This is a genomic window from Zhengella sedimenti (assembly GCF_046506625.1).
Taxonomy (GTDB): Bacteria; Pseudomonadota; Alphaproteobacteria; order Rhizobiales; family Rhizobiaceae; genus Zhengella; species Zhengella sedimenti.
On record NZ_JBKFFP010000001.1, the window covers coordinates 706,776 to 733,420 of the forward strand.

At 65.1% G+C, this 26,645-nt stretch carries 25 protein-coding genes; 10 read left to right on the forward strand and 15 right to left on the reverse strand.

Annotation, left to right across the window (positions count from 1 at the left end):
• The first annotated feature begins 260 nt into the window (after nucleotides 1-260).
• The 4 genes from ACLB6G_RS03550 to ACLB6G_RS03565 all read left to right on the forward strand — a co-directional run bounded on the left by ACLB6G_RS03550 (nucleotide 261) and on the right by ACLB6G_RS03565 (nucleotide 3,935).
• Nucleotides 261-1,061, forward strand: a complete 801-nt coding sequence (locus ACLB6G_RS03550; protein WP_410354725.1) for an outer membrane protein — start codon at nucleotides 261-263, stop codon at nucleotides 1,059-1,061.
• A 617-nt stretch (nucleotides 1,062-1,678) separates the two neighbouring features.
• Entirely contained in the window at nucleotides 1,679-2,419 is a 741-nt protein-coding gene (locus ACLB6G_RS03555; protein WP_410354726.1) for a LuxR family transcriptional regulator, read from the forward strand.
• 14 nt (nucleotides 2,420-2,433) lie between these two features.
• Nucleotides 2,434-2,913: a PAS domain-containing protein gene (locus ACLB6G_RS03560; protein WP_410354727.1), complete on the forward strand. Its 480-nt coding sequence runs from the start codon at nucleotides 2,434-2,436 to the stop codon at nucleotides 2,911-2,913.
• 527 nt (nucleotides 2,914-3,440) lie between these two features.
• Entirely contained in the window at nucleotides 3,441-3,935 is a 495-nt protein-coding gene (locus ACLB6G_RS03565; protein WP_410354728.1) for a DUF421 domain-containing protein, read from the forward strand.
• A gap of 66 nt (nucleotides 3,936-4,001) precedes the next feature.
• Here the strand turns inward: ACLB6G_RS03565 and ACLB6G_RS03570 are convergent, their stop codons facing one another.
• The 3 genes from ACLB6G_RS03570 to ACLB6G_RS03580 all read right to left on the reverse strand — a co-directional run bounded on the left by ACLB6G_RS03570 (nucleotide 4,002) and on the right by ACLB6G_RS03580 (nucleotide 6,882).
• Nucleotides 4,002-5,138 (reverse strand): mandelate racemase/muconate lactonizing enzyme family protein, encoded by a 1,137-nt coding sequence (locus tag ACLB6G_RS03570; RefSeq protein ID WP_410354729.1) that lies wholly within the window; start codon nucleotides 5,136-5,138, stop codon nucleotides 4,002-4,004.
• Nucleotides 5,139-5,149: 11 nt separating this feature from the next.
• The gene (gene kdgD / locus ACLB6G_RS03575; RefSeq protein ID WP_410354730.1) at nucleotides 5,150-6,058 is read right to left on the reverse strand and encodes a 5-dehydro-4-deoxyglucarate dehydratase; all 909 of its coding nucleotides are present in this window, start codon (nucleotides 6,056-6,058) and stop codon (nucleotides 5,150-5,152) included.
• Nucleotides 6,059-6,141: 83 nt separating this feature from the next.
• Nucleotides 6,142-6,882, reverse strand: coding sequence for a FadR/GntR family transcriptional regulator (locus ACLB6G_RS03580; protein WP_410354731.1), 741 nt, complete (start codon nucleotides 6,880-6,882; stop codon nucleotides 6,142-6,144).
• Between the two features lie 188 nt (nucleotides 6,883-7,070).
• Here ACLB6G_RS03580 and ACLB6G_RS03585 point away from each other — a divergent pair, with 188 nt between their 5' ends.
• Nucleotides 7,071-7,868: an NAD-dependent epimerase/dehydratase family protein gene (locus ACLB6G_RS03585; RefSeq protein ID WP_410354732.1), complete on the forward strand. Its 798-nt coding sequence runs from the start codon at nucleotides 7,071-7,073 to the stop codon at nucleotides 7,866-7,868.
• 24 nt (nucleotides 7,869-7,892) lie between these two features.
• On the opposite strand, the gene ACLB6G_RS03590 is transcribed toward ACLB6G_RS03585, so the two are convergent.
• Genes ACLB6G_RS03590 through ACLB6G_RS03640 form a run of 11 tightly spaced genes read right to left on the reverse strand, consistent with a single transcriptional unit; the run spans nucleotide 7,893 to nucleotide 18,896 of the window.
• Nucleotides 7,893-8,834 (reverse strand): sugar kinase, encoded by a 942-nt coding sequence (locus tag ACLB6G_RS03590; protein WP_410354733.1) that lies wholly within the window; start codon nucleotides 8,832-8,834, stop codon nucleotides 7,893-7,895.
• A gap of 9 nt (nucleotides 8,835-8,843) precedes the next feature.
• A complete protein-coding gene (locus tag ACLB6G_RS03595; RefSeq protein WP_410354734.1) occupies nucleotides 8,844-10,232 on the reverse strand; it encodes an FAD-binding oxidoreductase in 1,389 nt (462 codons plus the stop codon).
• Between the two features lie 3 nt (nucleotides 10,233-10,235).
• Nucleotides 10,236-11,204: a 2-hydroxyacid dehydrogenase gene (locus ACLB6G_RS03600; RefSeq protein ID WP_410354735.1), complete on the reverse strand. Its 969-nt coding sequence runs from the start codon at nucleotides 11,202-11,204 to the stop codon at nucleotides 10,236-10,238.
• A 34-nt stretch (nucleotides 11,205-11,238) separates the two neighbouring features.
• Entirely contained in the window at nucleotides 11,239-11,991 is a 753-nt protein-coding gene (locus ACLB6G_RS03605) for an SDR family NAD(P)-dependent oxidoreductase (protein ID WP_410354736.1), read from the reverse strand.
• Nucleotides 11,988-12,836: a fumarylacetoacetate hydrolase family protein gene (locus ACLB6G_RS03610; protein WP_410354737.1), complete on the reverse strand. Its 849-nt coding sequence runs from the start codon at nucleotides 12,834-12,836 to the stop codon at nucleotides 11,988-11,990. Before ACLB6G_RS03610 ends, ACLB6G_RS03605 begins: the two co-directional genes overlap by 4 nt.
• 24 nt (nucleotides 12,837-12,860) lie before the next feature.
• Nucleotides 12,861-14,660: an IlvD/Edd family dehydratase gene (locus ACLB6G_RS03615; protein WP_410354738.1), complete on the reverse strand. Its 1,800-nt coding sequence runs from the start codon at nucleotides 14,658-14,660 to the stop codon at nucleotides 12,861-12,863.
• 48 nt (nucleotides 14,661-14,708) lie between these two features.
• Nucleotides 14,709-15,458, reverse strand: a complete 750-nt coding sequence (locus tag ACLB6G_RS03620; protein WP_410354739.1) for an SDR family oxidoreductase — start codon at nucleotides 15,456-15,458, stop codon at nucleotides 14,709-14,711.
• 51 nt (nucleotides 15,459-15,509) lie between these two features.
• Nucleotides 15,510-16,496 (reverse strand): D-erythronate dehydrogenase, encoded by a 987-nt coding sequence (gene denD / locus ACLB6G_RS03625; RefSeq protein WP_410354740.1) that lies wholly within the window; start codon nucleotides 16,494-16,496, stop codon nucleotides 15,510-15,512.
• Between the two features lie 18 nt (nucleotides 16,497-16,514).
• The gene (locus tag ACLB6G_RS03630) at nucleotides 16,515-17,429 is read right to left on the reverse strand and encodes an NAD(P)-dependent oxidoreductase (RefSeq protein WP_410355162.1); all 915 of its coding nucleotides are present in this window, start codon (nucleotides 17,427-17,429) and stop codon (nucleotides 16,515-16,517) included.
• Complete coding sequence (locus ACLB6G_RS03635) at nucleotides 17,426-18,190, reverse strand: SDR family oxidoreductase (protein WP_410354741.1); 765 nt, start codon at nucleotides 18,188-18,190, stop codon at nucleotides 17,426-17,428. Before ACLB6G_RS03635 ends, ACLB6G_RS03630 begins: the two co-directional genes overlap by 4 nt.
• 34 nt (nucleotides 18,191-18,224) lie before the next feature.
• Nucleotides 18,225-18,896, reverse strand: coding sequence for a GntR family transcriptional regulator (locus tag ACLB6G_RS03640; RefSeq protein ID WP_410354742.1), 672 nt, complete (start codon nucleotides 18,894-18,896; stop codon nucleotides 18,225-18,227).
• A gap of 275 nt (nucleotides 18,897-19,171) precedes the next feature.
• Between ACLB6G_RS03640 and ACLB6G_RS03645 the strand changes: the two genes are divergently transcribed.
• The 4 genes from ACLB6G_RS03645 (at nucleotide 19,172) to ACLB6G_RS03660 (ending at nucleotide 24,384) form a co-directional block, all read left to right on the forward strand.
• Entirely contained in the window at nucleotides 19,172-20,200 is a 1,029-nt protein-coding gene (locus tag ACLB6G_RS03645; RefSeq protein WP_410354743.1) for a TRAP transporter substrate-binding protein, read from the forward strand.
• 105 nt (nucleotides 20,201-20,305) lie between these two features.
• Nucleotides 20,306-21,112, forward strand: a complete 807-nt coding sequence (locus ACLB6G_RS03650) for a TRAP transporter small permease subunit (RefSeq protein ID WP_410354744.1) — start codon at nucleotides 20,306-20,308, stop codon at nucleotides 21,110-21,112.
• A gap of 6 nt (nucleotides 21,113-21,118) precedes the next feature.
• Entirely contained in the window at nucleotides 21,119-22,750 is a 1,632-nt protein-coding gene (locus ACLB6G_RS03655) for a TRAP transporter large permease (RefSeq protein ID WP_410354745.1), read from the forward strand.
• A gap of 122 nt (nucleotides 22,751-22,872) precedes the next feature.
• Entirely contained in the window at nucleotides 22,873-24,384 is a 1,512-nt protein-coding gene (locus tag ACLB6G_RS03660; RefSeq protein ID WP_410354746.1) for a UxaA family hydrolase, read from the forward strand.
• A gap of 62 nt (nucleotides 24,385-24,446) precedes the next feature.
• Here the strand turns inward: ACLB6G_RS03660 and ACLB6G_RS03665 are convergent, their stop codons facing one another.
• Nucleotides 24,447-25,643 (reverse strand): mandelate racemase/muconate lactonizing enzyme family protein, encoded by a 1,197-nt coding sequence (locus ACLB6G_RS03665; protein WP_410354747.1) that lies wholly within the window; start codon nucleotides 25,641-25,643, stop codon nucleotides 24,447-24,449.
• Nucleotides 25,644-25,744: 101 nt separating this feature from the next.
• Here ACLB6G_RS03665 and ACLB6G_RS03670 point away from each other — a divergent pair, with 101 nt between their 5' ends.
• Nucleotides 25,745-26,638 carry a phytanoyl-CoA dioxygenase family protein gene (locus ACLB6G_RS03670; RefSeq protein WP_410354748.1) on the forward strand — a complete coding sequence of 298 codons (894 nt, stop codon included), beginning with the start codon at nucleotides 25,745-25,747 and terminating at the stop codon, nucleotides 26,636-26,638.
• The last annotated feature ends 7 nt before the right edge of the window (nucleotides 26,639-26,645 follow it).

A 26,645-nucleotide genomic window follows, 5' to 3' on the forward strand; every position in this document is an offset into this window, starting at 1 on the left:
CCGGCCTTCCAACTGCGGAAAACTTTAGCGAAGACTGATTTTATTTGGGTTAAACCTGCGCCGGGAACGGGCCTGTCGCGGGCAGCGCCCTTGCGTTGGCCCGGCCGGCGCCGCGAGGTAGGCCCGGGCCTTTCCGCTTGAAATTTACGGCTTTGCTGATCCAGTTAACCTAAAATTAGGTATGACTGAAGGAATCTTCCCGAAAGGGCTGTTGGCGACCGGTTGAAAGCGCCTGCCCATGGGTGACGTTGGGGAAGATCATGATCCGCTATATCCTGACTGCTGCGTTTCTTGCCGCATCTCCGGCAATGGCAGGCGATATCGACCAGACGACCGGCGACGGGCCGGGCGTCTCGGCCGAATTGCGGCCCGCCGTCTCCTGGAACGGCTTCTATGGTGGTGCCATCGCAGGACTGGCGACATCCACCGGGCGGGCCGATCTGGGGGCCCATGGCGGCGTCCTGATCCCGCTCGATGTCGCGAACGGCCTGTTTCCGCGTTCCATCAGCCACATGAACGAGAGCCTGACGGGGGGCATCACCGCCGGCTACAATTTCCAGCGGGGCGCCTTCGTCGGCGGCGTGGAGGCGGACATCTCCTTCGCCGACTTCAAGATCCGGCATACCATGTCCCGCATCGATCCCAATCCGTTTCCGCCCTTCACGGGCCAGGTCACCAACTCCGCATTCCATACGGATTACGGGGTCCTGGCGACGGCACGGGTGAGGGCAGGCGTCGCCATCGACCGGACCTTGCTCTATGCCACGGGCGGTATTGCTGCCGGCAAGGTGACGAACCGCTTCTCCATCGGCCTTCCCGGCCTTGGCTACACCTCCCCTGACTGGAGCGCGAGCAAGGTTCGCTACGGCTACGCCATCGGCGCCGGCATCGAACACAAGGTGACGGAGAACGTCAGCATGAAGCTCGAGGGGCTTTACGTGGACCTCCAGGATGCCGTCGTGTCGGGCGTCGACCCGGTTGCCTTTCCGGGCGAAAGCATCAGCTACCGTTTCCGCAACGACATGATCGTCGGCCGTCTCGGATTGAACGTGGCCTTCTGATCCGCGTCAGCAGTACAGACGCCGCATGCTCCGCCGCGATCATGAGGATCCCGGCGGTTTTTTGTTTGTCTGACCGGTTTGCGGCAGGCCTGCTTTTGTTGCATCCGCGATATGTCAATTGCGAGATCTGGCCCGCGTGACCACGCAATGGCCAGACGCACGGCGTTCGTGTTCAATGGTCGCACAATGAATATCGTCATTGGCAGGAATGGCAATTCAGTGCCGCGCGCAGCGCAGCGTCCGGCACCGATCGCCTGCGGGTTTCAATGTCAGGGGCAGGCAGGTGCCGCGCGGCACTGCCTGACCGGCGCACGCCGGCCAGCGGCCGGGTGATGACATGGTTTCCGCCGGGCATGCAATCGTCCCTGTCATGACAGTATTTGCCCCGCCGCCCCCCACCCTGCCAATTCGGTGGCGGAAGCAAAGGCCCCTCGACCGCGCCCTCCGGGCCGGCCGGGGGGTTTTGATTGCGTTTCGGCAACAAGGGCGCGGTTTCCCGTTCCGTCTCCGTCTTTCAGCATATTCTGTTGTCGAAATAGATTGACTGGAGGACGGCATGGGACTATCCGCGCGTCTTTCTTCAATTCCTGTCAGGGAAAAATGCCTTGGGCTACGTCGTGCAAACTGAAGGTTCCGAGCCGGTCGAGGATTTCGCGATCGCATACAGCGAGGCTGCCATGCAGTGCCGGACGGCCTATGACATCCTGCGTCTTCTCAAGAAGCTGACCCTCGACTTGGGATACCGTTACTTCGCCGTGTACCGCCTTCCCGGCGATCTCGGCGACGACTTCGCGGATATCACGCTTGTCTCGAACTGGCCGCCGGAACTCGTCCGCGCCTATGACCGGCACAAGCTGCTGCCGGCCAGCCCGATGATCAAGGCTTTGCGCGCAACGACCAGGCCTATCACATGGGACGTGGCGGGCTTGAACAGCAATCGCGGCGACGGGGCGGACGACCTGGTGACGTCGCTGTTCCGCGAGTTCGGTCTGTTGTCCGGCACCTGTTTTCCCGTTCACGATTCGCGTGGGCGCCGCGGCGCGGTATCCTTCACCGGCGATCGCGAACCCTGTTCGCTGAACGAGCAGGTCCAGCTTGCCTGGCTTTGCAACCTCATCTTCCAGCAGGCGGACGCGACCCGGTCGGAGGCCGAGCGGTCGTTGCCGAAGCTGACGGAGCGCGAGACGCAGTGCCTGGTCTGGACCGCAGCCGGCAAGACGAGCCCGGAAATCGCGGTCATCCTCGAGTTGTCGGAACATACCGTCAATCACTATCTCGCCTCGTCCTGCCAGAAACTGTCGGCGGTCAACCGTGCTCATGCCGTCGCCAAGGCGCTTCGGCTCGGCTATATCGACTAGGCCTTCGCGCAGCGATGTCGACCGAGCCGCCCAGCGAGGAAACCGGAGCCTTCAAGGTCGAGATCAGATCCGCGAGACGGGCGGCGCAATCCCCTGAAGCGATCGGGCTTGCGGCGGCAAACCTGCTGGATGTCCTGGCCCTGTTCGAACCGTTCGGCGTGTGGCGGCTCGATATCGAGAACGGCCTGACCTACTGGAGCGAGGACATGTATCGCCTGCATGGGCTGGAACCGAAACCGGGTCCTGTCGACATGATCCAGGTGATCCGCTGCTATCATCCCGACGACCGCGAGCATGTGATCGGCTGTATCGAGGACGCCATCACGCGCCAGTCCGGTTTCCGCTTCGTGCTGCGCATCGGGACGGCCGACGAGGTGACCGGCATCGTGGAGGCGCTGGGCCGCTACCGGGTCAACCCGGAGGGCCGTGCCGAGCTGTTCGGCACGTGCCGGGCCGTCGGCCAGCGCGTCCGGTCCGTCGCGATCAATCCCTGACAGGGCAGGCAGTGGCCGGCCCTGCCGTCACTGCCCTTCGTCCTCAAGTCTGCCGCCCTTCGCAGTCGGATTGCTGCGTATCCGATGAGTGGGCGGATGCGGCGCTTTCCATATCATGCCGCCGGTTCGGTCCGGAACATATCCTGCGCACCTCTCGTTGGCGGGAATATTCAGGAGATACGATGAGAAGGGTTCCCCCATGCATTCCGTTATCTACGTGATCGGCCTCGTGGTTGTCGTCCTTGCCGTACTCAGTTTCCTCGCCTGACTGGAGAGAATTTCCCATGACAACCAAGAACCGCAATCCGAACAATCCGCAGGGTGCGCGGACATCAACGCCAAGGCCGAACTTAAGACCCGGTATGACACGACGGTTGGCCCCGGCATGCCAATGGGTAAGCGCGGCGCGGTAAAGGCCGATACGCCACCACCCGAATGATCTGACAATCGCCGAGGTGGCGGCGCGCGCGCCCCCGCGAAACCGGGCCTTGGTCATCTGTCCGTATATGTGTCGAAGAGGAGCGATCATGGCCTGGGCGGACATGTTCTTCCAAAGCTGGAGCGGCATCGTCCGCACCATCGTCGTCGGAACCCTGGCCTACCTATTCCTGGTCGTTTCATTGCGCGTGTCGGGCAAGCGGACGCTTGCCAAGCTGAATGCATTCGACCTGGTGGTCACCGTCGCGATCGGTTCAACCCTGGCCACTGTCCTGCTCAGCGAGAAGGTGGCACTCGCCGAGGGTGTGACGGCCCTTCTCCTTCTCATAGCGCTCCAGTACCTGGTGACAGCCCTGTCGGTGCGATCCCGTGCCTTTGCGCGTGCTGTCCGTTCCGAACCGTCGCTTCTGCTTCGTCATGGCGAGCCGGTTCCGGGGGCCTTGCGCAAGGCCCGGGTGACGAAAGAGGAACTGGAAACGGTGGTGCGCAGGGCAGGACAACAGGACCTTGCCGGTGTCGCAGCCGTCATCCTGGAAACCGACGGTTCCTTTTCCGTCATCCCCGAGGACAGGTCCGAGACGTGACCGGGCGGCGGTCCGCATGCCGCCATTTTCCGTAACGCAGACAGCGGCATGGGGCGTCAGGGCGTGTCAGTCCGCCGTCAATGCGAATTCCGCCAGCACATCGCGGTCGATCTCGATGCCGAGACCGGGACCGTCGGGAATGCGCACGATGCCGTTGTCATGTTCGATGGGCGTCTTCGCGATGGCCTGGCGGAAGGGGTTCGGCGTGCGGTCGAATTCGAGTATCGGTTCGATGGGCTCGCGGCGCGGGGGATCGGGCAGGAGGGCTGCCATGAACTGCAGGCTGGCGGCGATCTGCACGACCGTGCCCCAGACATGGGGCACCAGGCGCACGCCGTACAGGGCGGCCATGTCGGCGATGCGGCGCATCTCGGTGAATCCGCCGGTGCCGCAGAGATCCGGCTGGGCGATGTCGATGCAGCGGGTCTCCAGTGGCTCGCGGAAGCCGAAGCGGCCATGCCAGGTCTCGCCACCGGCGATGGCAATGGGCTGGCCGGCGCGCACGGCGCGATAGGCGCCGAGTTGTTCGGGAATGACGGGTTCCTCGAACCAGTCGATGCCGAATTGCGCGGCTGCCTGGCCGACGCGGATCGCTTCCAGAACGTCATAGCCGTGATTGGCGTCGATCATCAGGCGCGTCTCGGGGCCGATCGCCTCGCGCACCGCGGCAATGACCTCCAGGTCCTGCGCCGGGTCAAAGCCGATCTTGATCTTCACCGCGTGGAAGCCCGCCTTCACATGGGCGGCGCATTCGGCGGCGTTGTCGGCGACACGGTCAACGCCGTCGCGGCGGAAGGAACCGGTGGCATAGGCGCGCACGCTTTCGCGCAGCCGCCCGCCGAGCAGCACCGAGACAGGCACGCCGAAGTGTTTTCCCTTGATGTCCCACAGCGCCACGTCGATGCCCGAAAGGGCCGTGACCGCAAGGCCGCGCTGGCCCTGGTCGCGGAACAGGTTGTAGAGTTCCTGCCAGAGGATCTCGGTGTCGAGCGGATTGCGGCCGATCAGCCGGGCGGCATAGGCTTTCACCACCGCCGCATTGGGCAGGGCCGGGCCCAGGCATTCGCCCCAACCCACGGTGCCGTCGTCGCAGACGATCTCGACCAGGATGTGCTGACGGCGGTCGAATCGCATGGAAGCGCTTTCGAAGGCTGTCTCCAGCCTGTGATCGAGAATGTGGGTGTGAACCTCGGCGATCTTCATGGGTCCGGCCTTCAGATGGTGGCTGCTTTCTCGATGAGTGCGGCAAGCATGGCTTCTTCCTCGCGGGTCAGGTCGGTCAGCGGCGGGCGCACGGGCCCGGCATCGAAACCGGCAAGGCGGACGCCGGCCTTGATGGCGGAAACCGCATAACCGGTCTGGCGGTCGCGAATGGCCATGAAGGGATAGAAGAATTCCTTGAGGATCTGTTCGGTGCGCTCCCGTTCGCCGGCCCGCAGCGCCCGGTAGAACTCTATGGCGAGGGCCGGAACGAAATTGAAGACGGCGGAGGAATAGGTGGTGAAGCCGGCACCCAGATAGGCCTCGGCGAACAGTTCGGCCGTCGGCATGCCGCCCAGATAGGTCAGGCGGCCGCCCATGGTCGCGGTGATCTGGCGCACCAGTCCGATGTCGCCCGACCCGTCCTTGAAGCCGACCAGATTGGGGCACTCCTCGCACAGGCGTGCCAGCGTATCGGCCTTGAGGATGGAATTGTCGCGGTTGTAGACCATGACGCCGATGCCGGTGGACTGGCAGACGCGCTTCACGTGCCGGTAGAGGCCTTCCTGCGGCGCGCCGACGAGATAGTGCGGCAGCAGCAGGATGCCGTCGGCGCCGGCCTTCTCGGCCGCGCGCGCGATGGAGACGGCGATCTCGGTGCCATAGCCGCAGCCCGCGACAATCGGCGTCCTGCCCGCGGACGCCTTGGCGGCGGAAATGACGGCCGGGATCTCGTCCGGCGCCAGCGAGAAGAATTCCCCGGTTCCGCCGGCAGCGAACAGGACAGCGGCGCCGAAGCCCGACAACCATTCGACATGGGCGCGGTAGGCGGCCTCGTTGAAGGCGCCGTCCGCGTCAAAGGCGGTGACGGGAAAGGAAAGCAGGCCGGCGCCCAGCGCCACCTTCAGTTCTTGTGGTGTCATGTCGTTGCGTGTCCCGTGGGTTCTGGCGTGACGGCCATCATAGGAACGGGGTCGCGTCTGTCAATCAACTTGTATGACAAGTTTCACGCCTCACGAAGCATGCGGCGGTAGCGCTTCTGGCTGCCTTGCAGGTGGATGCGCATGGCATGGCGCGCGGCTTCGGCGTCGCCGGCGGCAATGGCGTCGGCGACCTGCCGGTGTTCGGATTGCAGCATGGCGAGATAGGCCGCATCGGCCGGCTCGCTCCGGCCGGGCTCCAGCCGGCGGCGCGGGATGGCCTCGCTGCCGAGCATTTCCAGGAACTGGCGGAAGCGCGGGTTGCTGGTGGCCTCGGCGATGGAGAGATGAAAGGCGAAATCCGCCTCGCTGGCCGGTTCACCGGCGGCCATGCGTGCGTCGATGTCGTCCAGCTTCCGGTAGAGGTCCTCTTCCTGGGCCGGCGAATGGCGCAGCGCGGCCAGACCGGCGGCCTCGATCTCCACGGCCGCACGAAGTTCGAGGATTTCCAGGATGCTGGAGAGCTTGTCCGGATCGACATCGCGGAAGGGCGCGGCGGCGCCGGCCGGGTTGGCGATCACGAAGACGCCCGCGCCCTGGCGCGCTTCCACCACGCCTTCCAGCCGCAGCGCCGCGATTGCCTCGCGCACCACGGTGCGGGATACGCCATGCAGCGCGGTCAATTCGGCTTCGCTCGGCATTCTCTCGCCGATGGCGAAGTCGCCACGCCTGATGGCATCGCGCAGCGTCCGGGCAAGGATCAGCACGAGGTTGCCGCGCCGCCCCGCGCTTTCCGTTCCGGTCGATCCGGCTGTCTTCGGTTCCATGTCTGCAGGAACCGGCAAGCCGGAGGATTTGTCAATCGCCTGTCTGAAAATATCCTACGTATTGACAATATATACGACAAGTTTAGGGTCCCCACGGATCGTGCCTGCGGGGCCTTGCCCTTCCTGCGAGGTTTTGCCCTGCCTGAACGCACCCGCCGGAACCAGTTCCTGCCCAGAAGGAGACCGACATGCTCAACCGGATTCTCATCACGGGCGCGGCGGGCGGCGTCGGCCGCCAGTTGCGTCCGCTGATCAGGCCATTGGCGCATCAACTCCGTTTGTCCGACATCGTCCCGGTCACGGATGCCGGGGATGGCGAGGAGGCGGTGACCTGCGATCTCGCGAACGCGGCGGCGGTCTCGGCCATGGTGAAGGGCTGCGACGCCATCGTCCATCTGGGCGGCATTTCGACCGAGCAATCGTGGGCGAGGATCCGCCCGGCCAATATCGACGGCGTGTTCCATCTTTATGAAGCGGCACGGGTGCATGGTGGCCCGCGCATTATCTTTGCCAGTTCCAATCATGTGGTCGGCTTCCACAGCCAGGACGAATTCCTGGACAATTGCGCCCCGCTTCGTCCCGACAGCCTCTATGGCGTGTCGAAATGCTTCGGCGAGGCGCTTGCGTCGATGTATCACGACAAGTTCGGCATCGAGACCGCCATCGTGCGCATCGGGTCCTGCTTTCCGGACGTGAAAGACCGGCGGATGCTGTCCACATGGTTCAGTGCTGGTGATTTTGCACGCCTGATCGAGCGCTGCCTGACGGTGCCGCGCCTGGGCTGCCCGGTCATCTACGGGGTTTCGGACAACGACACGGTCTGGTGGGACAATGCCCGCGTCAGCCATCTCGGCTGGAAACCGCGCGATTCCTCGGAAAAGTTCCGCGCGGCAGTGGAGGCCGCCGGGCCGGCGCCTGATCGGGACGATCCGCTCGCCCGCTACCAAGGCGGTGCCTTCACCGCCGAGCCGATCCACGAGGACTGAACCGGCCGGAGGTGCGCCGCGAGTTCAGGCCGTGAAGGCGATGTCCGCGAGCGCTGCCTGCGGCATGAGCGCGCCGGGGTGGCGAATGACGCGGGCCGAGACCGAATGGGCGAAACGGGCCGCTTCCGCCGGGCCTTGTCCGGCAGCGCGGGCGGCCAGCCAGGCGCCATTGAAGGAATCGCCCGCGCCGGTGGTATCGACGGGGACGACGCGCTCCAGCCGGTCAATGTCCTGCGCGCCATCCGGCCCGGCAAGGAGCATGTCGCCGCCGCCGTTCTTCACCAGGACGGTTTCGGCGCCGGCCTTCCGGTAGCGCGCCGCGCAGGCGGCAAGCGAGTCATCGCCGAACACCGTCTTCTCGTCGTCGAAGCTCGGCAGGACGATGGCACAAGCGCCAGCTGCCGCCATGATCGCCTCGCGCATCGCTTCGGATGTTTCCCAGAGGCGGGGCCGGATGTTCGGATCGAACACGGTCAGCTTTCCGGCTGCACGGGCGGCCTGCGCCATGGCGATCAGCGCCGCCCGGCGGTCCGGCGCGAGGATTGCCAGCGTGATGCCGGAGAAATAGACGATGGCGGCCTCGCCGATGGCCGTCTCCAGCGCGATCTCGTCATCGGCCAGAAGCCGGGCCGCCGACTGGGACCGCCAATAGGTGAAGGCGCGCTCGCCGTCCTTCGTATCGATCAGGTAGAGACCGGGCTGGCGCTCGGGATCGCGGGCGATGTGCTCGGTGCCGATCCCGTTTTCCTGAAGGAAAGCGAGAATTCCGCCGGAATGGGCGTCATGTCCCAGCCGCGTGAAATAGCGGGTCTCCCAGCTTGCCCGTGGCGCCAGGGCGCGGAAATACCAGGCCGTGTTCAGCGTGTCGCCGGCATAGCCGAGGGCCCATGCGCCGTCCGGTCGCCTTGAGAACTCCAGCATGCATTCGCCGATCGACAGGAAGGCGTTCATTGTGTCCGTCCCCATGGCGTTCATTCACAATACCTTGCCCGGATTGAGCAGGCCGCGCGGGTCGAGCGCGGCCTTGATGCGGGCCATGGTTTCAAGCTCGGCGCGCGCGCGGGTCTGGCCCAGCCAGGGTTTCTTTGAAAGGCCGATCCCGTGTTCGGCTGAAATGGTGCCGCCAAACTTGCCGACAAGCGCGTAGACCGTCTCCGCGATCACCTGCTTGGGCTGTTCGTGCGCGGACCTGTCGCGGACGACGATGTGCAGGTTGCCGTCGCCGACATGGCCGTAGAAGAGCGCGTGGGCGTCAGTGAGCGTTCCGGACAGGGCGGTGCGGCAGGCGATGGCGAATTCGTCCATGCGGGCGAGCGGCAGGCCGATGTCGAAGGCGACATGCGGCCCGAAGGTCCGGGCGAATTCGGAGACGGCGTCACGCACCGCCCAGAAATCGGCCACGTCCGCCTGCGACCGGGCGACGGCGGCATCGGCCAGCAGGCCGGATTCGGCGCGTGCTTCGAGGAAGGTGTCGAACCTGGCGCGGTCGAGGCTTTCATCGGTGCCCTGCACCTCGATCAGGACATGGAAGGCGTGGCCGGGCGCTATCGGCATGCGCAGGCCGGGTGTGGTTGACACGAGGTCCCAGTAATCGGCCCACATGACCTCGAAGGCCGACAGCATGGGGCCGAGCGCGCGCCGTGCATCGCGAAGCAGCGCCAGAACGCCATCATAGCTGTCGAGCGCGCAGACGGCGGCGGTTGAAAAGGCAGGCATCGGCGAAAGGCGAAGGACGGCACGCGTCACGATCCCCAGCGTGCCTTCCGAGCCGACGAAAAGCTGTTTCAGGTCATAGCCCGCATTGTTCTTGATCATGCGATTGAGGCTGGTGACGACCGTCCCGTCGGCCAGTACCGCCTCGATTCCCAGGACAAGGTCGCGCATCATGCCGTAACGGATGACGCGGTTTCCGCCGGCATTGGTGGCGATGTTGCCGCCGATGGTGCAGGAACCGCGCGCACCGAGATCGAGCGGCATGTACAGGTCCTGCGCGGCGGCGGCCTCCTGGACGCGCTCCAGCGGAACGCCGGCCTGCACGGTCATGGTGCCGCCGTCCGGGTCGATGTCCTCGATGGCCGCCATGCGTTCCAGCGACAGGGCGACGGCGCCCTCGACCGGCCGCGCGCCGCCGCACAGGCCGGTCAGACCGCCCTGCGGAACCACGGCCATGCCATGTTCGTGGCAGATTCGCATGGCCCGCGACACATCGGCGGTGCTCGCGGGGCGGATCAGTGCGAGTGGCGTGACATGCGAAAGGCCGCTCCAGTCATGCCTGTTGCGGTCCGGAACATCCGGGCCGATGGCCAGTGTCCGGTCGTCAAAGGCCGCGCGCAATGCGTCCGGAAAGGCGCCATGGGCGGCCACGCGTCACCCCTTTTTCACCAGGTGGGCGCATTCGGGCACAGGGGTCGTCACGGTGCCTTCATCGAAGTAGCGGACAAGGTTTTCCACCGTCAGGTCGCCCATGGCCCGGCGCGTCTCCACCGTGGCACTGCCGACATGGGGCAGGAGGACCACGTTTTCGAGCGGGAACAGGGCCTCGGGCACGTTGGGCTCGTTCTCGAAGACGTCGAGACCGGCGGCGCCAAGCCGGCCATCGAGCAGGGCATCGACCATTTCCTTCTCGTCGACGACGCTGCCGCGGGCGACATTGATGAGCGTGCCTTCCGGTCCGAGCGCCTCGATGACGTCGCGATTGACCAGCTTGTTCGTGGCTGCACCGCCCGGTGTGATGACGACGAGGTAATCCACGTCGCGGGCCATTTCGACGAGGTCGGCGCAATAGCGCCAGGATACATCCTTCGGGTTGCGGCTGTGATAGCTGATCTGGCAGCCGAAACCGGCCTCCAGCTTGCGCGCGATGGTCTCGCCGATACGGCCGAGACCGAGGATGCCGACCTTTTTGCCTTCGATGGAGGTTGTGAGCGGCGCGGCGCCGAAGCCGCTCCACTTGCCGGCGCGCACATAGGCATCGTCGCGCACGAGGCGGCGGGAGACCGCCAGCATGAGCAGGATGGCCGTGTTGGCGACGTCGTTGTTGAGCACGTTCGGCGTGTGCGTGACCAGGATGCCGCGTTCGGCCGCGGCCTTCGCGTCGATGGCGTCATAGCCGACGCCGAAACAGGAAACGACTTTCAGGTTCGGCAGTTTCGCCATGATTTCCGGCTTCAGCCCGTCATGGCCGTTGGTGGCCACGGCGGCGATGCTTTTGCCCTTGTCCGCCAGAAAGGCGTCCCAGTCGGCCACGTCATTGGCCTTGTGGACCGTGAAACGGTCTTCGAGTGCGGCCATGGTGCGCGGCGTCGTGCCGCCGACGAGCAGGAGATCGGGTTTCATGTCTGTATGCCTTTCTTTGCACAGGGTCCGGCGTTCAGTAGGTTGCCCTGCCTCCGGAAATGTCGAACACGCCGGCGGTGGTGAATGCATTGTCGCGGCTGGCCATGAAGCAGATCATGGCCGCGATCTCGTCCACCTCGACGAAGCGGCCGCGCGGTATCTTCGAGAGCATCATGTCGATGAACTCGGGCTTCATCTGGTCGAAGATGCGGGTGCGCGCCGCCGCCGGGGTGATGCAGTTGACCGCTATGTCGTGGCCGGCCAGTTCCTTGCCGAGCGACTTGGTGAAGCCGATCACCCCGGCCTTCGAGGCCGAATAGGCCGCGCCGTTGGGATTGCCTTCCTTGCCGGCGATCGATGCCACGTTGACGATGCGGCCGTAACCGTTGGCCTTCAGGTGCGGAACCACCGCCTTGTTGGTGAAGAAGGTGCCGTTCAGGTTCAGGTTGATGATCCGGAGCCACTCTTCCTCCGGATAGGTTTCAACCGGGTCGTTGAGACCGGCGATGCCCGCCGAGTTGACCAGGATGGACAGCTTGCCGAGGTCGCCCGCCGTGGCGGCCGCCGCGGCCTTGCAGGCTGCGGCATCGGTGATGTCGACCACGGCGGTGGAGCAGGCTGCACCCAGGGCCGCCTCCGCCTTTTCCAGCATGGCCGCGTCGATGTCCCACAGGCGCACGCGGGCGCCACCCTCGATCATGCGCCGGGCGGTCGCAAGGCCGATGCCCTGCGCCCCGCCGGTGATGACGGCCACCTCGCCGGAAAAGTCGTAGCGGTTTGCGGTCACGCGTCCGCCCTGACGGTCTGGCGCTGGCTGCCGAGTTTCTCGATGCCGAGCTCCATCACGTCGCCTTCCTTGAGGTAGACGGGTTCCGGCTTGATGCCCATGCCGACGCCGGGCGGCGTGCCGGTGGAAATGACGTCGCCCGGATGCAGCGTGAACAGGGTGGACAGATGCGCGATGACCTGCGCCACGCTGAAGATCTGCGTCGCGGTATTGCCGTTCTGCATCCGCTTGCCGTTGACGTCCAGCCACATCTCCAGGTTCTGCGGATCGCACACCTCGTCGCGGGTGACCAGCCACGGGCCGGTGGGGCCGAAGGTGTCGCAGGACTTGCCCTTGGTCCACTGGCCGGTGAGCTGGGTCTGGTAGCGGCGTTCGGAGACGTCATTGATCACGCAATAGCCGGCGACGTGGTCCAGCGCCTCGGCTTCGGTTACGTATTTCGCGGTCTTGCCGATGATGACACCCAGTTCAACCTCCCAGTCGGTATGGGTGGAGCCGCGCGGCATCACCACGTCGTCATTGGGGCCGACAATGGCGGAATTGGCCTTCATGAACAGGATCGGATGTTCGGGGATGGCGGCGCCAGTTTCGGCGGCGTGGTCGGAGAAGTTCAGGCCGATGCACATGAACTTGCCGATCTGGCCGACGCAGGGGCCGATGCGCGGATTGCCTTCCACCTTCGGCAGCGAAGCGGTGTCGAGCGCGGCGAGACGCGCAAGGCTCTCGTCGGAAATGGTGGCGCCGGTGATGTCGGCCACATGGGCCGACAGGTCGCGCAACGCGCCTTCGGCGTCGATCAGGCCGGGCTTTTCCGCGCCGGGATTGCCGTAACGAACGAGTTTCATGAACTATCCTTGTGGTCTTTCGGGTCAATGGTTGTTGCGTGGGACATGGCGGTTGCCGATGTCACGATAAGTGTCGGCGTCCTTCAGCGTCATGCCCTCGGCGAAGGGTTGCACCTTTTCGCGGAAGATCTGCTGCCAGGGGGACTGGCTCTCGGGGACCGGGAAGCCGCCCCGGTCGTCGAGGGCCTTGCGCCGGGCCGACAACTCCTCGTCGGATACCAGCATGTCGGCTGTGCATTTCCTCAGGTCGATGCGCACGCGGTCGCCGGTTTTCAGCAGCGCAAGCCCGCCGCCGGCGGCTGCCTCCGGCGAGGCGTTCAGGATGGAAGGCGAACCGGATGTGCCCGACTGGCGTCCGTCGCCGACGCAGGCCAGCGACGAGACACCCTTCTTGATGAGGTAGGCGGGCGGGCGCATGTTCACCACTTCCGCCCCGCCCGGATAGCCGATCGGCCCGGCACCGCGCATGAACAGGATGCAGTGCTCGTCGATGTCGAGGGATGGATCGTCGATGCGCTTGTGGAAATCCTCCGGCCCGTCGAAGACGACGGCGCGGCCCTCGAAGGCCTCCGGGTCGTCCGGGTTGGAGAGATAACGCTTGCGGAATTCCTCCGAGATGACCGAGGTCTTCATGATGGCGCTGTCGAAGAGGTTGCCCTTCAGGTTGATGAAGCCGGCGCTCTTCTTCATCGGCTCGCCGATGGGCTTGATGACATCAGTGTTGACGATCTCGCGGCCGGAGCAGTTCTCGGCCATGGTCTTGCCGTTCGCGGTGATGGCGTCGGGGTGCGGCAGGAGGCCGGCCTTCAGCAGTTCGTTGACGACAGCCGGAACGCCGCCGGCGCGGTGGTAATCCTCGCCGAGATATTCGCCGGCCGGCTGGAGGTTGACGATGAGCGGAATGTCGTGGCCGAGCTTCTGCCAGTCGTCATTGGCGAGCGGCACGCCGAGATGGCGGGCGATGGCGTTGAGGTGGATGGGCGCATTGGTCGAGCCGCCGATGGCGGAGTTGACGACGATGGCGTTCTCGAAGGCCTCGCGCGTCATGATCTGCGAGGGCTTGAGGTCCTCGTGCACCATGTCGACGATGCGCCGGCCCGTCTCGTAGGCCATCTGGCCGCGCTCGCGGTAGGGCGCGGGGATGGCCGCCGAACCCGGCATCTGCATGCCGAGCGCCTCGGCCAGCGAATTCATCGTCGTGGCCGTGCCCATCGTGTTGCAATAGCCGGTGGACGGCGCGGAGGAGGCGACCAGTTCGGCAAAGCCGGCATCGTCGATCAAGCCGGCGGCGTGGAGTTCGCGTGCCTTCCAGACGATGGTGCCGGAACCCGTGCGCTCGCCGCGATACCAGCCGTTGAGCATGGGACCGACGGAAAAGGCGATGGCCGGGATATTGACCGTGGCCGCGGCCATCAGCAGGGCGGGCGTGGTCTTGTCGCAGCCGATGTTCAGAACCACGCCGTCGATCGGGTAGCCGAACAGCGATTCCACCAGCGACAGGTAGGCCAGGTTGCGGTCGAGCATGGCGGTTGGCCGCTTGCCGGTCTCCTGGATCGGATGGACCGGGATTTCCATCGGCGTGCCGCCAGCGGCGATGATGCCGTCGCGCAGGCGCTTTGTCAGTTCGATATGATGGCGGTTGCAGGGCGACAGATCGGAACCGGTCTGGGCAATGCCGATGATCGGCTTGCTGCCCTTGAGTTCCTCAAGCGTCAGGCCGTAGTTGAGATAGCGCTCGAGGTAGAGCGCGGTCATTTCCGCGTCGTCGGGATTGTTGAACCATTGCCGGGAACGCAGGCTGGCGGGGTCTTTTTTCTTCGTCATGATCGGGTCTCTTCGGTCAGGGGCAGTCGGCAGTTGGATGGCAGGCGGTCAGATGGACCAGCCGCCGTCGATCACGCAGGCCTGCCCCGTGGTGAACGCACTTTCGTCTGAAGCAAGGTAGACGGCAAGGGCCGCGATCTCCTCGGGCCTGCCGATCCGCCCCATGGGCTGGCGGGCGATGAAGGCCGCCATGGCTGCCTCGTAGTCTCCGGTGGCGCGCAGCCGGTCATGCAGCGAGGGGCTTTCGACGGTCCCAGGACAGATGGCGTTGCAGCGCACGCCCTTCGTCACGAAATCCTGGGCGACCGACTTGGTCAGGCCGATCACGGCCGCCTTGGTGGTGCCGTAGATGAAGCGGTTGGGCGCAGCCGTCACCGAGGAGGCCACGGAGGCGATGTTGACGATGGAACCCGATCCGCGTTCCAGCATGGCCGGAAGCGCTGCGCGGATGGTGCGGTACATGGAGCGCACGTTCAGGTCGAAGGCGAAATCCCATTCCTCGTCGGTGGAATCGAGGATCGTGCCGTGATGGACGAAGCCCGCGCAGTTGAACAGGATGTCGGGGTCGGCCCGTTTCACGCCTTGCGCGACGGAATCATCCGAGCGCGCGTCGAGCACGAAAGTCTCGATGTTCGGGTGGCCCAGCGCGGCCAGATCCGCCAGCGCCGTCTCGTTGATGTCGGTGGCGAAAACCCTGGCGCCCTCGTCGGCCATGGCGACGGCGGTGGCCCGCCCGATCCCCTGGCCGGCAGCGGTCGCCAGCGCCCTCTTGCCTTCAAGTCTCAGTCTGTTGCCCATCGTTTCACGCGTCCCTTGCAATTCGGCTTGCGCCATCCATTCCCGGCAGTGTCAGGCTTCCGGCCTTTCCAGGTCGTCCTCGACATAGATCCGGATGATCTCCTCGAAGCTGCCTTCGGCCCTGAAGCCAAGCGCCAGCGCGCGGGCCGGATCGAAGTCGCGCGGCCAGCCGGCCACGATCCTGCGGATCGTCTCGTCCGGCTGGCGGCGGATCAGTGCCACAGGGGTATCGCCGGCAACGGTGCGCAGCGCCTCGATCTGTTCGGCGACCGTACAGGACACGCCGGGCATGTTCAGGCTTCGCCGGCCTTCCAGCCTGCCGGTGTCCAGGGTGGCGGCGTGGACAAGGAAGCCGGCGGCGGCGCGGGGCGAGGCATGCCAATGACGCACGTCGTCATCGACCGGCAGGATCGCTTCCTTGCCGTTGAGCGGCTCGCGGATGATGCCCGAGAAGAAGGACGAGGCGGCGAGGTTCGGCTTGCCGGGACGCACGCAGATGGTCGGCAGCCGGATCGACAGGCCATCGATGAAGCCCTTGCGGGCATAGTCGGCCACCAGCAGTTCGGTCATGGCCTTCTGCGCGCCATAGGAGGTTTGCGGCGCGCAGAGGAAATCGTCGCCGATCCTTTCGGGGAAGGGCGGGCCGAAGACGGCGATGGATGAGGTGAAGACGACCCGCGGCCGGTAGCTGCCGCCGCTGGCCTCGTGCTCGGCGCGCAGGGCTTCCAGCAGGTGCCAGGAGCCGCGCGCGTTGATGTCCCACCCCTTCCGGAAATTCTGTTCCGCGTCGCCGGAGACGATGGCGGCGAGGTGGAAGACGATGTCGGGCCGGGCCCTGGCGAGGCGCACGCATTCGGCCGCATCGGCGAAATTGCCGGTTTCGACGGCGACGGGAAAGTCCGCCTCGACGGGCCGGGCGGGGGCGATGTCGTGCAAGGTCATGGCGGTGACGGCGGTTTCGCCCATTCCGCCCGCCGCGATCGCGCGGGCGAGTTTCTGGCCCACCATTCCGGCGCCGCCGATGATCAGGATCTTCATTGCGGTTTCTCCGGATTGTCAGTTCAGGCCGTTGGTGTCGAGCAGTTCCAGGTAGATGCCGGAATGGTCCTTGTCAGCACCGTCGAGGTCTTCGACGAAGCGTTTGAACCGCTCCTGCATCTGGGTGGTCAAGGGCAATGTCAGGCCGCAGCGGGCAGCCTCCTCCTGCGCGTTGTCAATGTCCTTCAACTGGAATTTCGACGGACCGCCGGGCGTGAAATTACCCGTCGTCATGCGTTCGCCGTGCTGCTGCAGGATGACCGAATCGGCAAAACCGCCCTTCAATGCCTGGCGGATGGCGGCGGGATCGGCGCCGCCCTTCTCTGCCAGGAGCATGGCTTCGGCGACCACGCCGATGGTCACCGCGACGATCGCCTGGTTTGCCAGCTTGGACAATTGCCCGGCGCCGTGCGGACCGACACGGACCGGCCGTCCCATGGCCTGAAAGACCGGGCGCGCGGCTTCAATGACATCTTCCGCGCCGCCGGCCATGATGGCAAGCGTGGCCCCCTCCGCGCCCCTAGTCCCGCCGGAGACCGGCGCATCGACATGGTTAAGTCCCATGGCTTCCAGCCGCGCGGCATGGTCGCGGGCCTCGGAGGGCTTGATGGAGCTCATGTCGAGGACCACGGCGCCCGGCTTCATGGCGGCCGCGACGCCATTGTCGAACAGCATTTCGCCAACGGCCTTGCCGTCTGAGAGCATGAAGATGACGTAATCGGCATTGCGCACGGCCTCCCGCGGGGAGGCGGCGACATGCGCGCCGGCAGCCACCAGCGCCTCGGCCTTGGCCGGCGTGCGGTTCCAGGCGGTCACCGGAAAACCGGCCTTCAGCAGGTTGGCGGCCATCGGCCCGCCCATCAGGCCCGTTCCCAGGAATGCAATCTGCGGCTTCGTCATGTACTTCTTCCCTGTGTCCTTTTCCGGGGTCAGATGGAGGCGGTGATGCCGCCATCGACGTAGAGCGTATGGCCGTTGACGAAGGAAGAGCCCTTTCCGGCGAGAAAGACCGCGGCGGCGACGAGTTCGCCGACTTCGCCCCAGCGTCCTGCGGGGGTGCGCTTCTCCAGCCAGGCGGAGAAGTCGGCATCCTCGTAGAGTGCCTTGTTGAGCGGTGTCTTGAAATAGCCCGGCGCGATGGCGTTGACCTGGATGTTGTGGCGCGCCCAGTCGGTCGCCATGCCGCGCGTCAGGTTGCGGATGGCGCCCTTGGTGGCGGTATAGGGGGCGATGCCGGGCCGGGCCAGTTCGCTTTGCACCGAGGCAATGTTGATGATCTTGCCGGCGCGCCGGGCGATCATGCCGCGCGCCACCGCCTTGCCGACCAGATAGGCGCTGGTGACATTGGTGCGGAAGAGTTCGTCCCACTTCTCGTCGGGAAAATCCTCAAGCGGCGTGCGGAACTGCATGCCGGCATTGTTGACGAGGATCGACACAGGCCCCCCTGCCTCGATTTCGGCGACGGCGGCGTTGACCGCGCCGGCATCGGTCACATCGAAGCAGGATACGGTGGCCTGCCCGCCTGCCGCGCGGATCTCGTCGGCCGCGGCTTGCGCGCGGTCGCGGTTGCGGCCGTTGACCACGACCGCCGCGCCATGCGCAGAAAGGCCCCTGGCCAATGCAAGGCCTATGCCCATGCTGGAGCCTGTGACGAGCGCCTTGAGGCCTGACAGGTCAAAGAGATCGGATGTCATCGATACCGGCCTCCTGCCCGGTGTCCCGCGGCTTTCAGGCGGACTTCTTGTCGAAAAGGTCTTCGCGATAGGTTTGCAGATGCGCGTGGATGGCGGCCTTGCAGGCGTCGACGTCGCGGCGGATGGCCGCCACGAGGATTGCCTCGTGCTCGGGCACGGTTGCCTCGCGGAAGCCGGCCGATTCCAGTTCGGCGACGACCTGCTGGCGGAACTGTTCGTAAATGTTGCGGTGCACGGAACGCAATGTGTCGGACGGACAGGCGGACAGGAGCGTGTCGTGGAATTCCCAGTCGATGCGCGTCCAGATCGGCACGAACTCGATGATGTCGGCGGCAGCGCGCATCTTTGCCTCGATGTGGGCAAGCTTGTGATGCGCGGCGTTGAGGCGCGCCTCCCATTCCAGGTCGCCGTGCTTGATCGACAGGCGGGCGCCCTCGCATTCGAGCAGGATGCGCAGGTTCATCAGTTCCGTCAGGCGCTTCTCGGAGGCGACGGGAACATGAAATCCGCGCTGCTCCTCCTGGGTGATCAGGTGTTCGTGGGCCAGGCGAAGCAGGATCTCGCGCATGGCGCTGGCGCTGATGCCGTAGGATTCCTTCAGCACGTCGGGACGAAGCCTGTCGCCGGCCCGGAACTCGCCGGCCATCACGCGCGTCTTCAATGAGCGGTAGACGGCCTGGGCCGTCATGCCTTCTTCATTCGCCATGCCATTTCCTCCCGCAACGTCCGCGCGGTTCCGGCGGTGCACGCCGTGCCGGACAAGGCCGGCCCGTTGCGTCCCGCCGGTATTCGCGGCCGCGGATCGAAAGCTATCCAATATTTTTGTGAACTGCAATGAATTTCAAAATTTTTCCGAACTTGGAGAAAAAGGGTTGTTCACGCAAGGTGACGAATGTAATGTCGCTGACGCCGCGGGAGGTCGTGGCAGTGAGTTTGACGCGGGGCGGCGGAGGGCTGCTCCGGCCAACGGGAGGAACATCCATGACATTGAAGAAATCGCTTCTGGCGATGACCGCCGCAGCCACGCTCGCCGCTGCCGGCTCCGCTTTTGCCCAGGACGAGCCGGTCACGCTGCGCATCCAGACGCATTATGCGTCCGAGCATCCCTCGGGCAAGCTGGCGGCGCAGTTCGCCGATGACGTCCAGACCATGTCGAACGGCTCGATCCAGATCGAGATGTTCTATTCCTCGTCCGTCGTGGCGACCACCGAAACCTTCGACGCCGCGATCAACGGCATCCTCGATTGCGACATGACGGGCGGCGCCTACCAGACCGGCAAGAACGCCGCGTTCCAGTTCGTCGGCGACATCATGGGCGGCTATGACACGCCCTACCAGCAGCTTTCCTGGCTCTATTACGGCGGTGGCTATGACGCCGCGCAGGAACTCTACCATGCCAACGGCATGCACCTGGTCGGCTGGTGGATTTATGGCCAGGAGTCCCTGTCCTCGTCCAAGCCGCTTGCCGGCCCGGAGGACCTGAAGGGCTGGAAGTTCCGTTCGCCTCCGGGACTGGAGACCGAAATCTTCGCCGAACTCGGCTCAACGCCGATCGTGATGGATTTCACCGAAATCTTCACCGCGCTTGAATCCGGCATCATCGACGGCACCGACGCCTCGGGCCTGGCCAACAATGTCGGTCTGGGCATCTACGACATCGTGAAGCACGCCACCTATCCGGGCTTCCATTCCATGCCGTCGGATCACCTGGCCTGCAACAAGGATGTCTGGGACGGCATGTCCGAAGCACAGCGCCGGATCATGGATACCGCGATGCAGAAGCTTTCGCTGCACACGGCGCTCTCCAACGAGAAGAAGAATGCCGAGGCCGCGGCCGCGCTCAAGGAGCAGGGCGTGACGCTCTATGCCTGGTCGGAAGAGGATCGCGCCGCGTTCCGCGCCGCGGCCCAGAAGGCCTGGGATGGCTGGGCGCAAAAGAGCCCGGAAGCGGCGGCGCTGGTCAAGAGCCACCGCGAATATCTCGCCCAGCTCGGCCTGATCGCGAAGTGATGCCAGCCGCCTGAGCGGACCTGACACTGGTGGCGAGCCCGGAACCGGGCTCGCCATTTTTTCCAGAACGGCCCGTTGGCCGGGTGTTGCCAGGGGAGGGTAACCTTGGAAAAGCAAAGTCTTTGGCTGGGCGGCATGCGGGGGGCGATGCGCTGGCTTGCGTTCGGCTTCGGCGCGGCAACCCTGCTGCTGTTCATCTATTTCCTGCTCGGGCATTTCGTTTCCGAAACGCCGGTCGCGATGCATGACATGATCCGTCCGCAGGGCAAGCCGGCGGTGCAGGCCATGCTGTTCTGCCTGTTTGCGACGATCCTGTTCGGCTCGATCTATCTTTCCGATTTCCGGGGCGCCATCGAGCGCGAGCCCGAAGGCTTTTTCGACATTGTTTCCCTCGTCTGCTCGCGCCTTGCGATGGTCGGCACGCTGTGCATCGTCATCGCCATGTTCTACGAAGTGGTTGCGCGATACGTGTTCACGGCGCCGACGCTCTGGGCCAACGAGCTCTCGCTGTGGATCGCCAGCTTCGTTTTCCTGCTGGCCGGCCTCTATGCCATGCAGCAGCGCAGCCACATCCGCATCTACGTCATCTACGACCTGATGCCGCGCTGGATGCGGAAGACGGCCGATGTCATCTCCGTCCTGCTGATCGCCGGTTTCACCTTCACGCTCATCTGGGGCGGCTACAACGACGCGTCGGTGCGCCTGATGCGCGGCGAGACCTTCGGCACCGCCTGGGATCCGCCGATCCCGGCCACGGTCAAGCCGGCCATCCTCTTCATCATCCTCCTTGTCACCATCCAGGCCGTGTCGAACCTCATTGCCGACTGGAACAAGGCGCCGGAGCACCATTCACCGATGGACGAGATCGACGAGGTCGAGATCGAGAACATCCGCAAGACGCTCAAGGACTGACACGCCATGGAACTCGTCGACCTGCTTGCGTGGATGAAGGTGTCCGATATCGGAACGCTTTCGCTCATCCTACTCCTTTCGATGTTCGTCCTGCTGGCGCTCGGCATGCCGCTGGGCTTTGCCTCCGCCTTCCTGGCGGCCATGACGCTGATCATGAAATTCGGTCCCGATATCCTGTTCCGCGATTTCGGGCGGGGTCCCTTCTCGGTCCTTGCCCAGGCGGTCTATCGCCAGATGACGAATTACGTGCTCATATCGGTGCCGCTGTTCATCCTCATGGCAGCACTTCTGGAGCGGTCGGGCATCGCGCGCGACATGTATGCCTCGCTCAACCAGTGGCTCAGCCGCACGCGCGGCGGCATTGCCATCGTCACCTCCATCATGGCGGTGATCATGGCGGCGATGTCGGGCATCATTGGCGGCGAAGTGGTCCTGCTCGGCCTGATCGCGCTGCCGCAGATGCTGCGCCTGGGCTACAACCAGAATCTCGCCATCGGCACGATCTGCGCGTCCGGGAGCCTCGGCACCATGATCCCGCCATCCATCGTGCTGATCTTCTATGGCCTGGTCACGGAGACATCGATCAAGGCGCTGTTCACCGCCTCGTTCATTCCGGGGTTCATGCTGGCCAGCTTCTTCATCATCTACATCATCATCCGCACGAACCTGAACCCGTCTTTGGCTCCGCTGCCGCCGGACAACCCCGACGATCCGAAAGGCAAGGAAAAATCGCTCATGTTCCTTGGCTTCGTCAGCCTGCTGACGGCAGGCGCGGCGGCCATCCTTTCGCTGCGCGCGCTGTTCTTCACCCTGACCGGGGAGAATGCCATTCGCGAGGGCGTCGATCCGATCCCGCTCGGCATGGTGTCGGATTTCCCGTGGCTGATCGGCGCCCTCGTCATCGCGCTGGGAATCGTCTTCCTTGTCGCCGGCCGCGAACGATCCATGCGGGGATGGGAAATGGGCAAGGGCCTCGTCGCGCCGATCGTGGTCGTGGGCGTCGTGCTCGGTTCCATCTATGGCGGCATCACCGGCATCACCGAGGCCGCAGGGATGGGCGTGATCGCGGTCTTCGTGATCGGCCTCATCCGCCGCGAGATGACCTTCGAAATCGTGTGGGACAGCGTGATGCGCACGCTGAAGTCCACCGGCACGATCATCTGGGTGACCATCGGTGCGGCGGCCCTGGCGGCGGCCTACACGCTGGTCGGCGGCCCGACCTACGTGGCCAACCTGATCACCTCGGCGGAACTGCCCACCATGGGCATCATCCTCGTCATGATGCTGATCTTCCTGATCATGGGCATGTTCATGGACTGGGTGGGCATCGTGCTGCTGATCATGCCGGTCTTCCTGCCGATCGTGCTGAAGCTGCCTCCGGCGGAACTGGGCGTCCTGGGAACGCTCGATCCCAAGCATGTGGCCATCTGGTTCGGCGTCGTGTTCTGCATGAACATGCAGGTCAGCTTCCTGTCGCCGCCCTTCGGTCCGGCCGCCTTCTACCTCAAGTCGGTCGCCCCCGACCATATCTCGCTGACGGACATCTTCCGGGGCTTCCTGCCGTTCATCATGATCCAGCTCGTGGCGCTCTCCGTGCTGCTGATCTGGCCGCCCATCATCAGCCTGCTGCTCGACTAGGGCAGGCAAACACGAAAAGGGAACCGCCGCCGCTTCCATGGGCCGGCGGTTCCCGTCACCCGATGCCATTCACCGGCGCAACGGCACAAGCGGCGCCGGTCAGACCAACCGGAACCGACCCCATGACCGTCACCGTCCGTCTCGATGCCTCAGACAATGTCGTCACAGCCATCCGCGCACTGGAAGCAGGCGCCGCGGTGGAAGGCGTGACCACGGTCTCGATGATCCCGCGCGGCCACAAGATCGCCACCGCGGCCATCCCTGAAGGCGGCGTGATCCGCAAATATGCGCAGGTGATCGGCTACGCCTCGCAGGACATCGCGCCGGGCGAGCATGTCCACACGCACAACACCGAATTCCGCAACACGCAGGCCGACTATGAATTCTCGACGGATCTCAGGCCGGTGGCCCTGGTGCCGGAAGGTGCGCGCGACACCTTCATGGGCTTCCGGCGCGCCAATGGCCGAGTCGGCACGCGCAACTACATCGCCGTGCTGACCTCGGTGAACTGTTCGGCCACGGCGGCGCGCATGATCGCCTCGGCCTTCGGTCCGGAAGAGATGGCGAACTATCCCAATGTCGACGGTGTGGTCGCCTTCGTGCACGGGACGGGCTGCGGCATGGCCGGGTCCGGCGACGGTTTCGATGCCCTGCAAAGGGTCATGTGGGGTTATGCCCGCCATCCCAACCATGCCGGCGTGCTGATGGTGGGCCTTGGCTGCGAGATGAACCAGATCGATTGGCTGCTGGAAGCCTATGGCATCGAGAAGGGGCCGCTGTTCCAGACGATGAACATCCAGGACGTGGCCGGCCTGCGCAAGACCGTCGAACTGGGCATCGAGAAGGTCCGGGCCATGCTGCCGCTGGCCAATGAGGCGCGGCGCGAACCGTGCCCTGCCTCGGAACTGATGGTGGCGCTGCAATGCGGCGGCTCGGACGCCTGGTCGGGCATCACGGCCAATCCGGCGCTCGGCCATGCCTGCGACCTGCTGGTCGCGCAGGGCGGCACGGGCGTGCTGGCGGAGACGCCGGAGATCTATGGCGCGGAGCACCTGCTGACACGGCGCGCGGCGGACCGCAAGACGGGCGAGAAACTGGTCGGCCTGATCCGGTGGTGGGAAGATTACACGGCGCGCAACAGGGGTTCGATGGACAACAACCCTTCCCCCGGCAACAAGAAGGGCGGACTGACGACGATCCTTGAGAAATCGCTCGGCGCGGCGGCCAAGGGCGGCACGACGCCGCTCAACGGCGTGTACAAATATGGAGAGCCGGTCACGGCGCGCGGCTTCACCTTCATGGATTCGCCTGGCTACGATCCGGCCTCGGTGACCGGGCAGATCGCGTCCGGGTGCAATGTGGTCGTCTTCACCACCGGGCGCGGTTCGGCCTTCGGCTCGAAGCCGTCGCCCTGCATCAAGGTGGCGACGAACACCGACATGTACAACCGCATGACCGAGGACATGGACGTCAATGCCGGCGCCATGCTGACCGACGGCGTTTCCCTGGAGGAAAAGGGCCGCGAGATCTACGATCTCATCCTGCGGGTGGCATCCGGCGAGCAGTCAAAGTCGGAGGCTCAGGGGTTGGGCGATTTCGAATTCGTGCCATGGCAGATCGGGGCGACCATGTGATGCGGCGCCCGGCGCCTGCCCGTGAAAGTCCCCGTCACGGCCGGGCGCGGGCCGGCGCCGTGTCAGCGGCTTTCCAGCACGGTGGCGTCCGGACGGGAGAAGATACCGTCCTTGAGATTCAGGCCGAGGCCAGGGCCGTCGGCGGGCCGCACCATGCCGTTCTCGACCACAGGCAGCCCATCGGCGACATCCGTATACCATCCCGTATAGAGGGCGCGCACGCTTTCCTGGATGACGGCATTGGAGGCGTGCAGCGAAAGATGGCAGGACGCGGCATAGACCACAGGCCCGGTGCAATCATGCGGGGCGACGGGCCGGTGCCACGCATCGGCGAGCGCGGCGATGGCCTTGCCCTCGCTCAGGCCGCCGCACCAGCCGAGATCGAGCATGACATAGTCCGTGGCGCCGGCCTCCAGCAGTTCGCGGAACTGGTGCCGTCCTGCAATGGTTTCCGACGCGGTGACGCGGATGGGGCAGCGGGCGCGGAAATCGGCCAACGCGGACACACCCTGCATGCGCACCGCATCCTCGATCCAGTAGATGCCGAAAGGCGCGACGGCCTCGGCGATCTGCAGGGCCGTCGGCTGGTTCCACAAGGAGTGCATTTCCAGCATGATGTCCATGCGGCCACCGACCGCCTCTCGGATCTGCCGGAACGGCATCAAACCTTCTTCCAGTTCCTCCGGCAGGATGGACTGGCCGCCGGACCGCTCGGCATAGCGGTCGAAGGGCCAGATCTTCATGCCGGTGATGCCCTGCGCCAGAAGGCTCTCGGCCAGCGCGCCGGCATCGGAAAGAAAGGCCTGGAGGTCCTCGTAGGGGCCGCTGGCCGGGGCGCCGAGGCCCCAGTTGGCCGAGGTCTGGCCTTCGGCGGAGCGGACATACTGGTAGCCCGCGCAGGTGTTGTAGGTGCGGATCGCCTGCCGGCAGCGCCCGCCGAGCGTGCGCCAGAGCGGTTCGCCGTTGCGCCGGGCCTTCAGGTCCCAGAGGGCGATGTCGATGGCCGAATTGGCGCGCAGTTCCGCACCGGCGGCCTGGTGCCCGGCATAGGGAACGAGGGCCATGCGCACCGGTTCGGGATCGGCGTCCATGCCGATCAGCTTCGGGGCGACGGTCTCGTGGATGCAGGCCTCCACCGCGCGGGCGCCAAAGAAGGTTTCGCCCAGCCCCGTGGCGCCCTGGTCATCCTCGACCACGACCCAGAGCACGTTTGGATAGGCGCCAAGGCGCAGGGTTCTGACGGAGCGGATGACGGACATGAAAAATGCCTCCCGGGCAGCGACTTTAGCCGGGCGGACAGGACAGGCAAGCCCCGGACATCCGGCGAGGCATCCGGCGGCAAGGACAAGGGGAGGCATGCATGGGCGAACGGGACGTGCTGACGGCGGATCAGACCGCCTTCTATGAAGAGAACGGTTACCTGCTGCTGGAAAACCGGGTGCCGATGGCGATCATCGAGGCAATCCGCGCCGAGGTGGCGCGCTTCCACGAGGAGGCGCGCGGCATGACGGAATCCAACGACCGGCTTGACCTCGAAGACAGCCACAGCCCCGACGATCCGCGCATCCGGCGCATCAAGCTGCCCCACCGCATTTCCCCGGTGATGAACGACCTGCTGCGCTCCGACCACATCCTGGCACCGGTGCGCGACCTGATCGGCCCCGATGTGCGCTTGCACACGACGAAGCTGAACCTGAAATCCGCCGGCTATGGCGCGGCCATCGAATGGCATCAGGATTTCGCCTTCTATCCCCACACCAATGACGACGTGCTGGCCGTCGGCGTCCTCATCGACGACATGGTGGAGGAAAACGGGCCGCTGATGGTGTTCCCGGGCACGCACAAGGGCGAAATCTTCGACCATCATGCCGGCGGGGTGTTCGCCGGAGCGATGGATCTCGAAGCCAACGGGCTGGACATGGCGAGGGCCGTGCAACTGACCGGACCGGCCGGGTCCATCTCGATCCATCATGGCCATATCGTGCACGGTTCGGCGCTCAACACGTCGGCGCGCGACCGGCGCATGCTTTTCTACGAGATGATGGCGGCGGATGCCTTTCCGATCATGGGGTCGATGACGAAGTTCGACACGATCGAGGAATATGACACCCGCATGCTGTGCGGGCGGCCGACATTGACGCCGCGCCTCAAGGATGTGTCCGTGCGCATTCCGCAGCCGCAACCTGCGCTCAACCGCTCGATCTACGAAATCCAGAAGAATGCCTCGAAACCGGCATTCGCCCGGGCCAACTGAAAAGGGA

What these genes read in the sequence shown, in the direction of transcription:
- ACLB6G_RS03580 (WP_410354731.1), bottom strand. Translation starts at nt 6,882, where the DNA reads ATGGAACCGAAGACAGCCGGATCGACCGGAACGGAAAGCGCGGGGCGG.
- ACLB6G_RS03570 (WP_410354729.1), bottom strand. Translation starts at nt 5,138, where the DNA reads ATGAAGATCGCCGAGGTTCACACCCACATTCTCGATCACAGGCTGGAG.
- ACLB6G_RS03565 (WP_410354728.1), top strand. Translation starts at nt 3,441, where the DNA reads ATGGCCTGGGCGGACATGTTCTTCCAAAGCTGGAGCGGCATCGTCCGC.
- ACLB6G_RS03665 (WP_410354747.1), bottom strand. Translation starts at nt 25,643, where the DNA reads ATGTCCGTCATCCGCTCCGTCAGAACCCTGCGCCTTGGCGCCTATCCA.
- ACLB6G_RS03635 (WP_410354741.1), bottom strand. Translation starts at nt 18,190, where the DNA reads ATGACATCCGATCTCTTTGACCTGTCAGGCCTCAAGGCGCTCGTCACA.
- ACLB6G_RS03620 (WP_410354739.1), bottom strand. Translation starts at nt 15,458, where the DNA reads ATGGGCAACAGACTGAGACTTGAAGGCAAGAGGGCGCTGGCGACCGCT.
- ACLB6G_RS03670 (WP_410354748.1), top strand. Translation starts at nt 25,745, where the DNA reads ATGGGCGAACGGGACGTGCTGACGGCGGATCAGACCGCCTTCTATGAA.
- ACLB6G_RS03590 (WP_410354733.1), bottom strand. Translation starts at nt 8,834, where the DNA reads ATGGGGACGGACACAATGAACGCCTTCCTGTCGATCGGCGAATGCATG.
- ACLB6G_RS03600 (WP_410354735.1), bottom strand. Translation starts at nt 11,204, where the DNA reads ATGAAACCCGATCTCCTGCTCGTCGGCGGCACGACGCCGCGCACCATG.
- ACLB6G_RS03585 (WP_410354732.1), top strand. Translation starts at nt 7,071, where the DNA reads ATGCTCAACCGGATTCTCATCACGGGCGCGGCGGGCGGCGTCGGCCGC.
- ACLB6G_RS03660 (WP_410354746.1), top strand. Translation starts at nt 22,873, where the DNA reads ATGACCGTCACCGTCCGTCTCGATGCCTCAGACAATGTCGTCACAGCC.
- ACLB6G_RS03645 (WP_410354743.1), top strand. Translation starts at nt 19,172, where the DNA reads ATGACATTGAAGAAATCGCTTCTGGCGATGACCGCCGCAGCCACGCTC.
- denD (WP_410354740.1), bottom strand. Translation starts at nt 16,496, where the DNA reads ATGAAGATCCTGATCATCGGCGGCGCCGGAATGGTGGGCCAGAAACTC.
- kdgD (WP_410354730.1), bottom strand. Translation starts at nt 6,058, where the DNA reads ATGACACCACAAGAACTGAAGGTGGCGCTGGGCGCCGGCCTGCTTTCC.
- ACLB6G_RS03615 (WP_410354738.1), bottom strand. Translation starts at nt 14,660, where the DNA reads ATGACGAAGAAAAAAGACCCCGCCAGCCTGCGTTCCCGGCAATGGTTC.
- ACLB6G_RS03550 (WP_410354725.1), top strand. Translation starts at nt 261, where the DNA reads ATGATCCGCTATATCCTGACTGCTGCGTTTCTTGCCGCATCTCCGGCA.
- ACLB6G_RS03640 (WP_410354742.1), bottom strand. Translation starts at nt 18,896, where the DNA reads ATGGCGAATGAAGAAGGCATGACGGCCCAGGCCGTCTACCGCTCATTG.
- ACLB6G_RS03610 (WP_410354737.1), bottom strand. Translation starts at nt 12,836, where the DNA reads ATGAAACTCGTTCGTTACGGCAATCCCGGCGCGGAAAAGCCCGGCCTG.
- ACLB6G_RS03655 (WP_410354745.1), top strand. Translation starts at nt 21,119, where the DNA reads ATGGAACTCGTCGACCTGCTTGCGTGGATGAAGGTGTCCGATATCGGA.
- ACLB6G_RS03560 (WP_410354727.1), top strand. Translation starts at nt 2,434, where the DNA reads ATGTCGACCGAGCCGCCCAGCGAGGAAACCGGAGCCTTCAAGGTCGAG.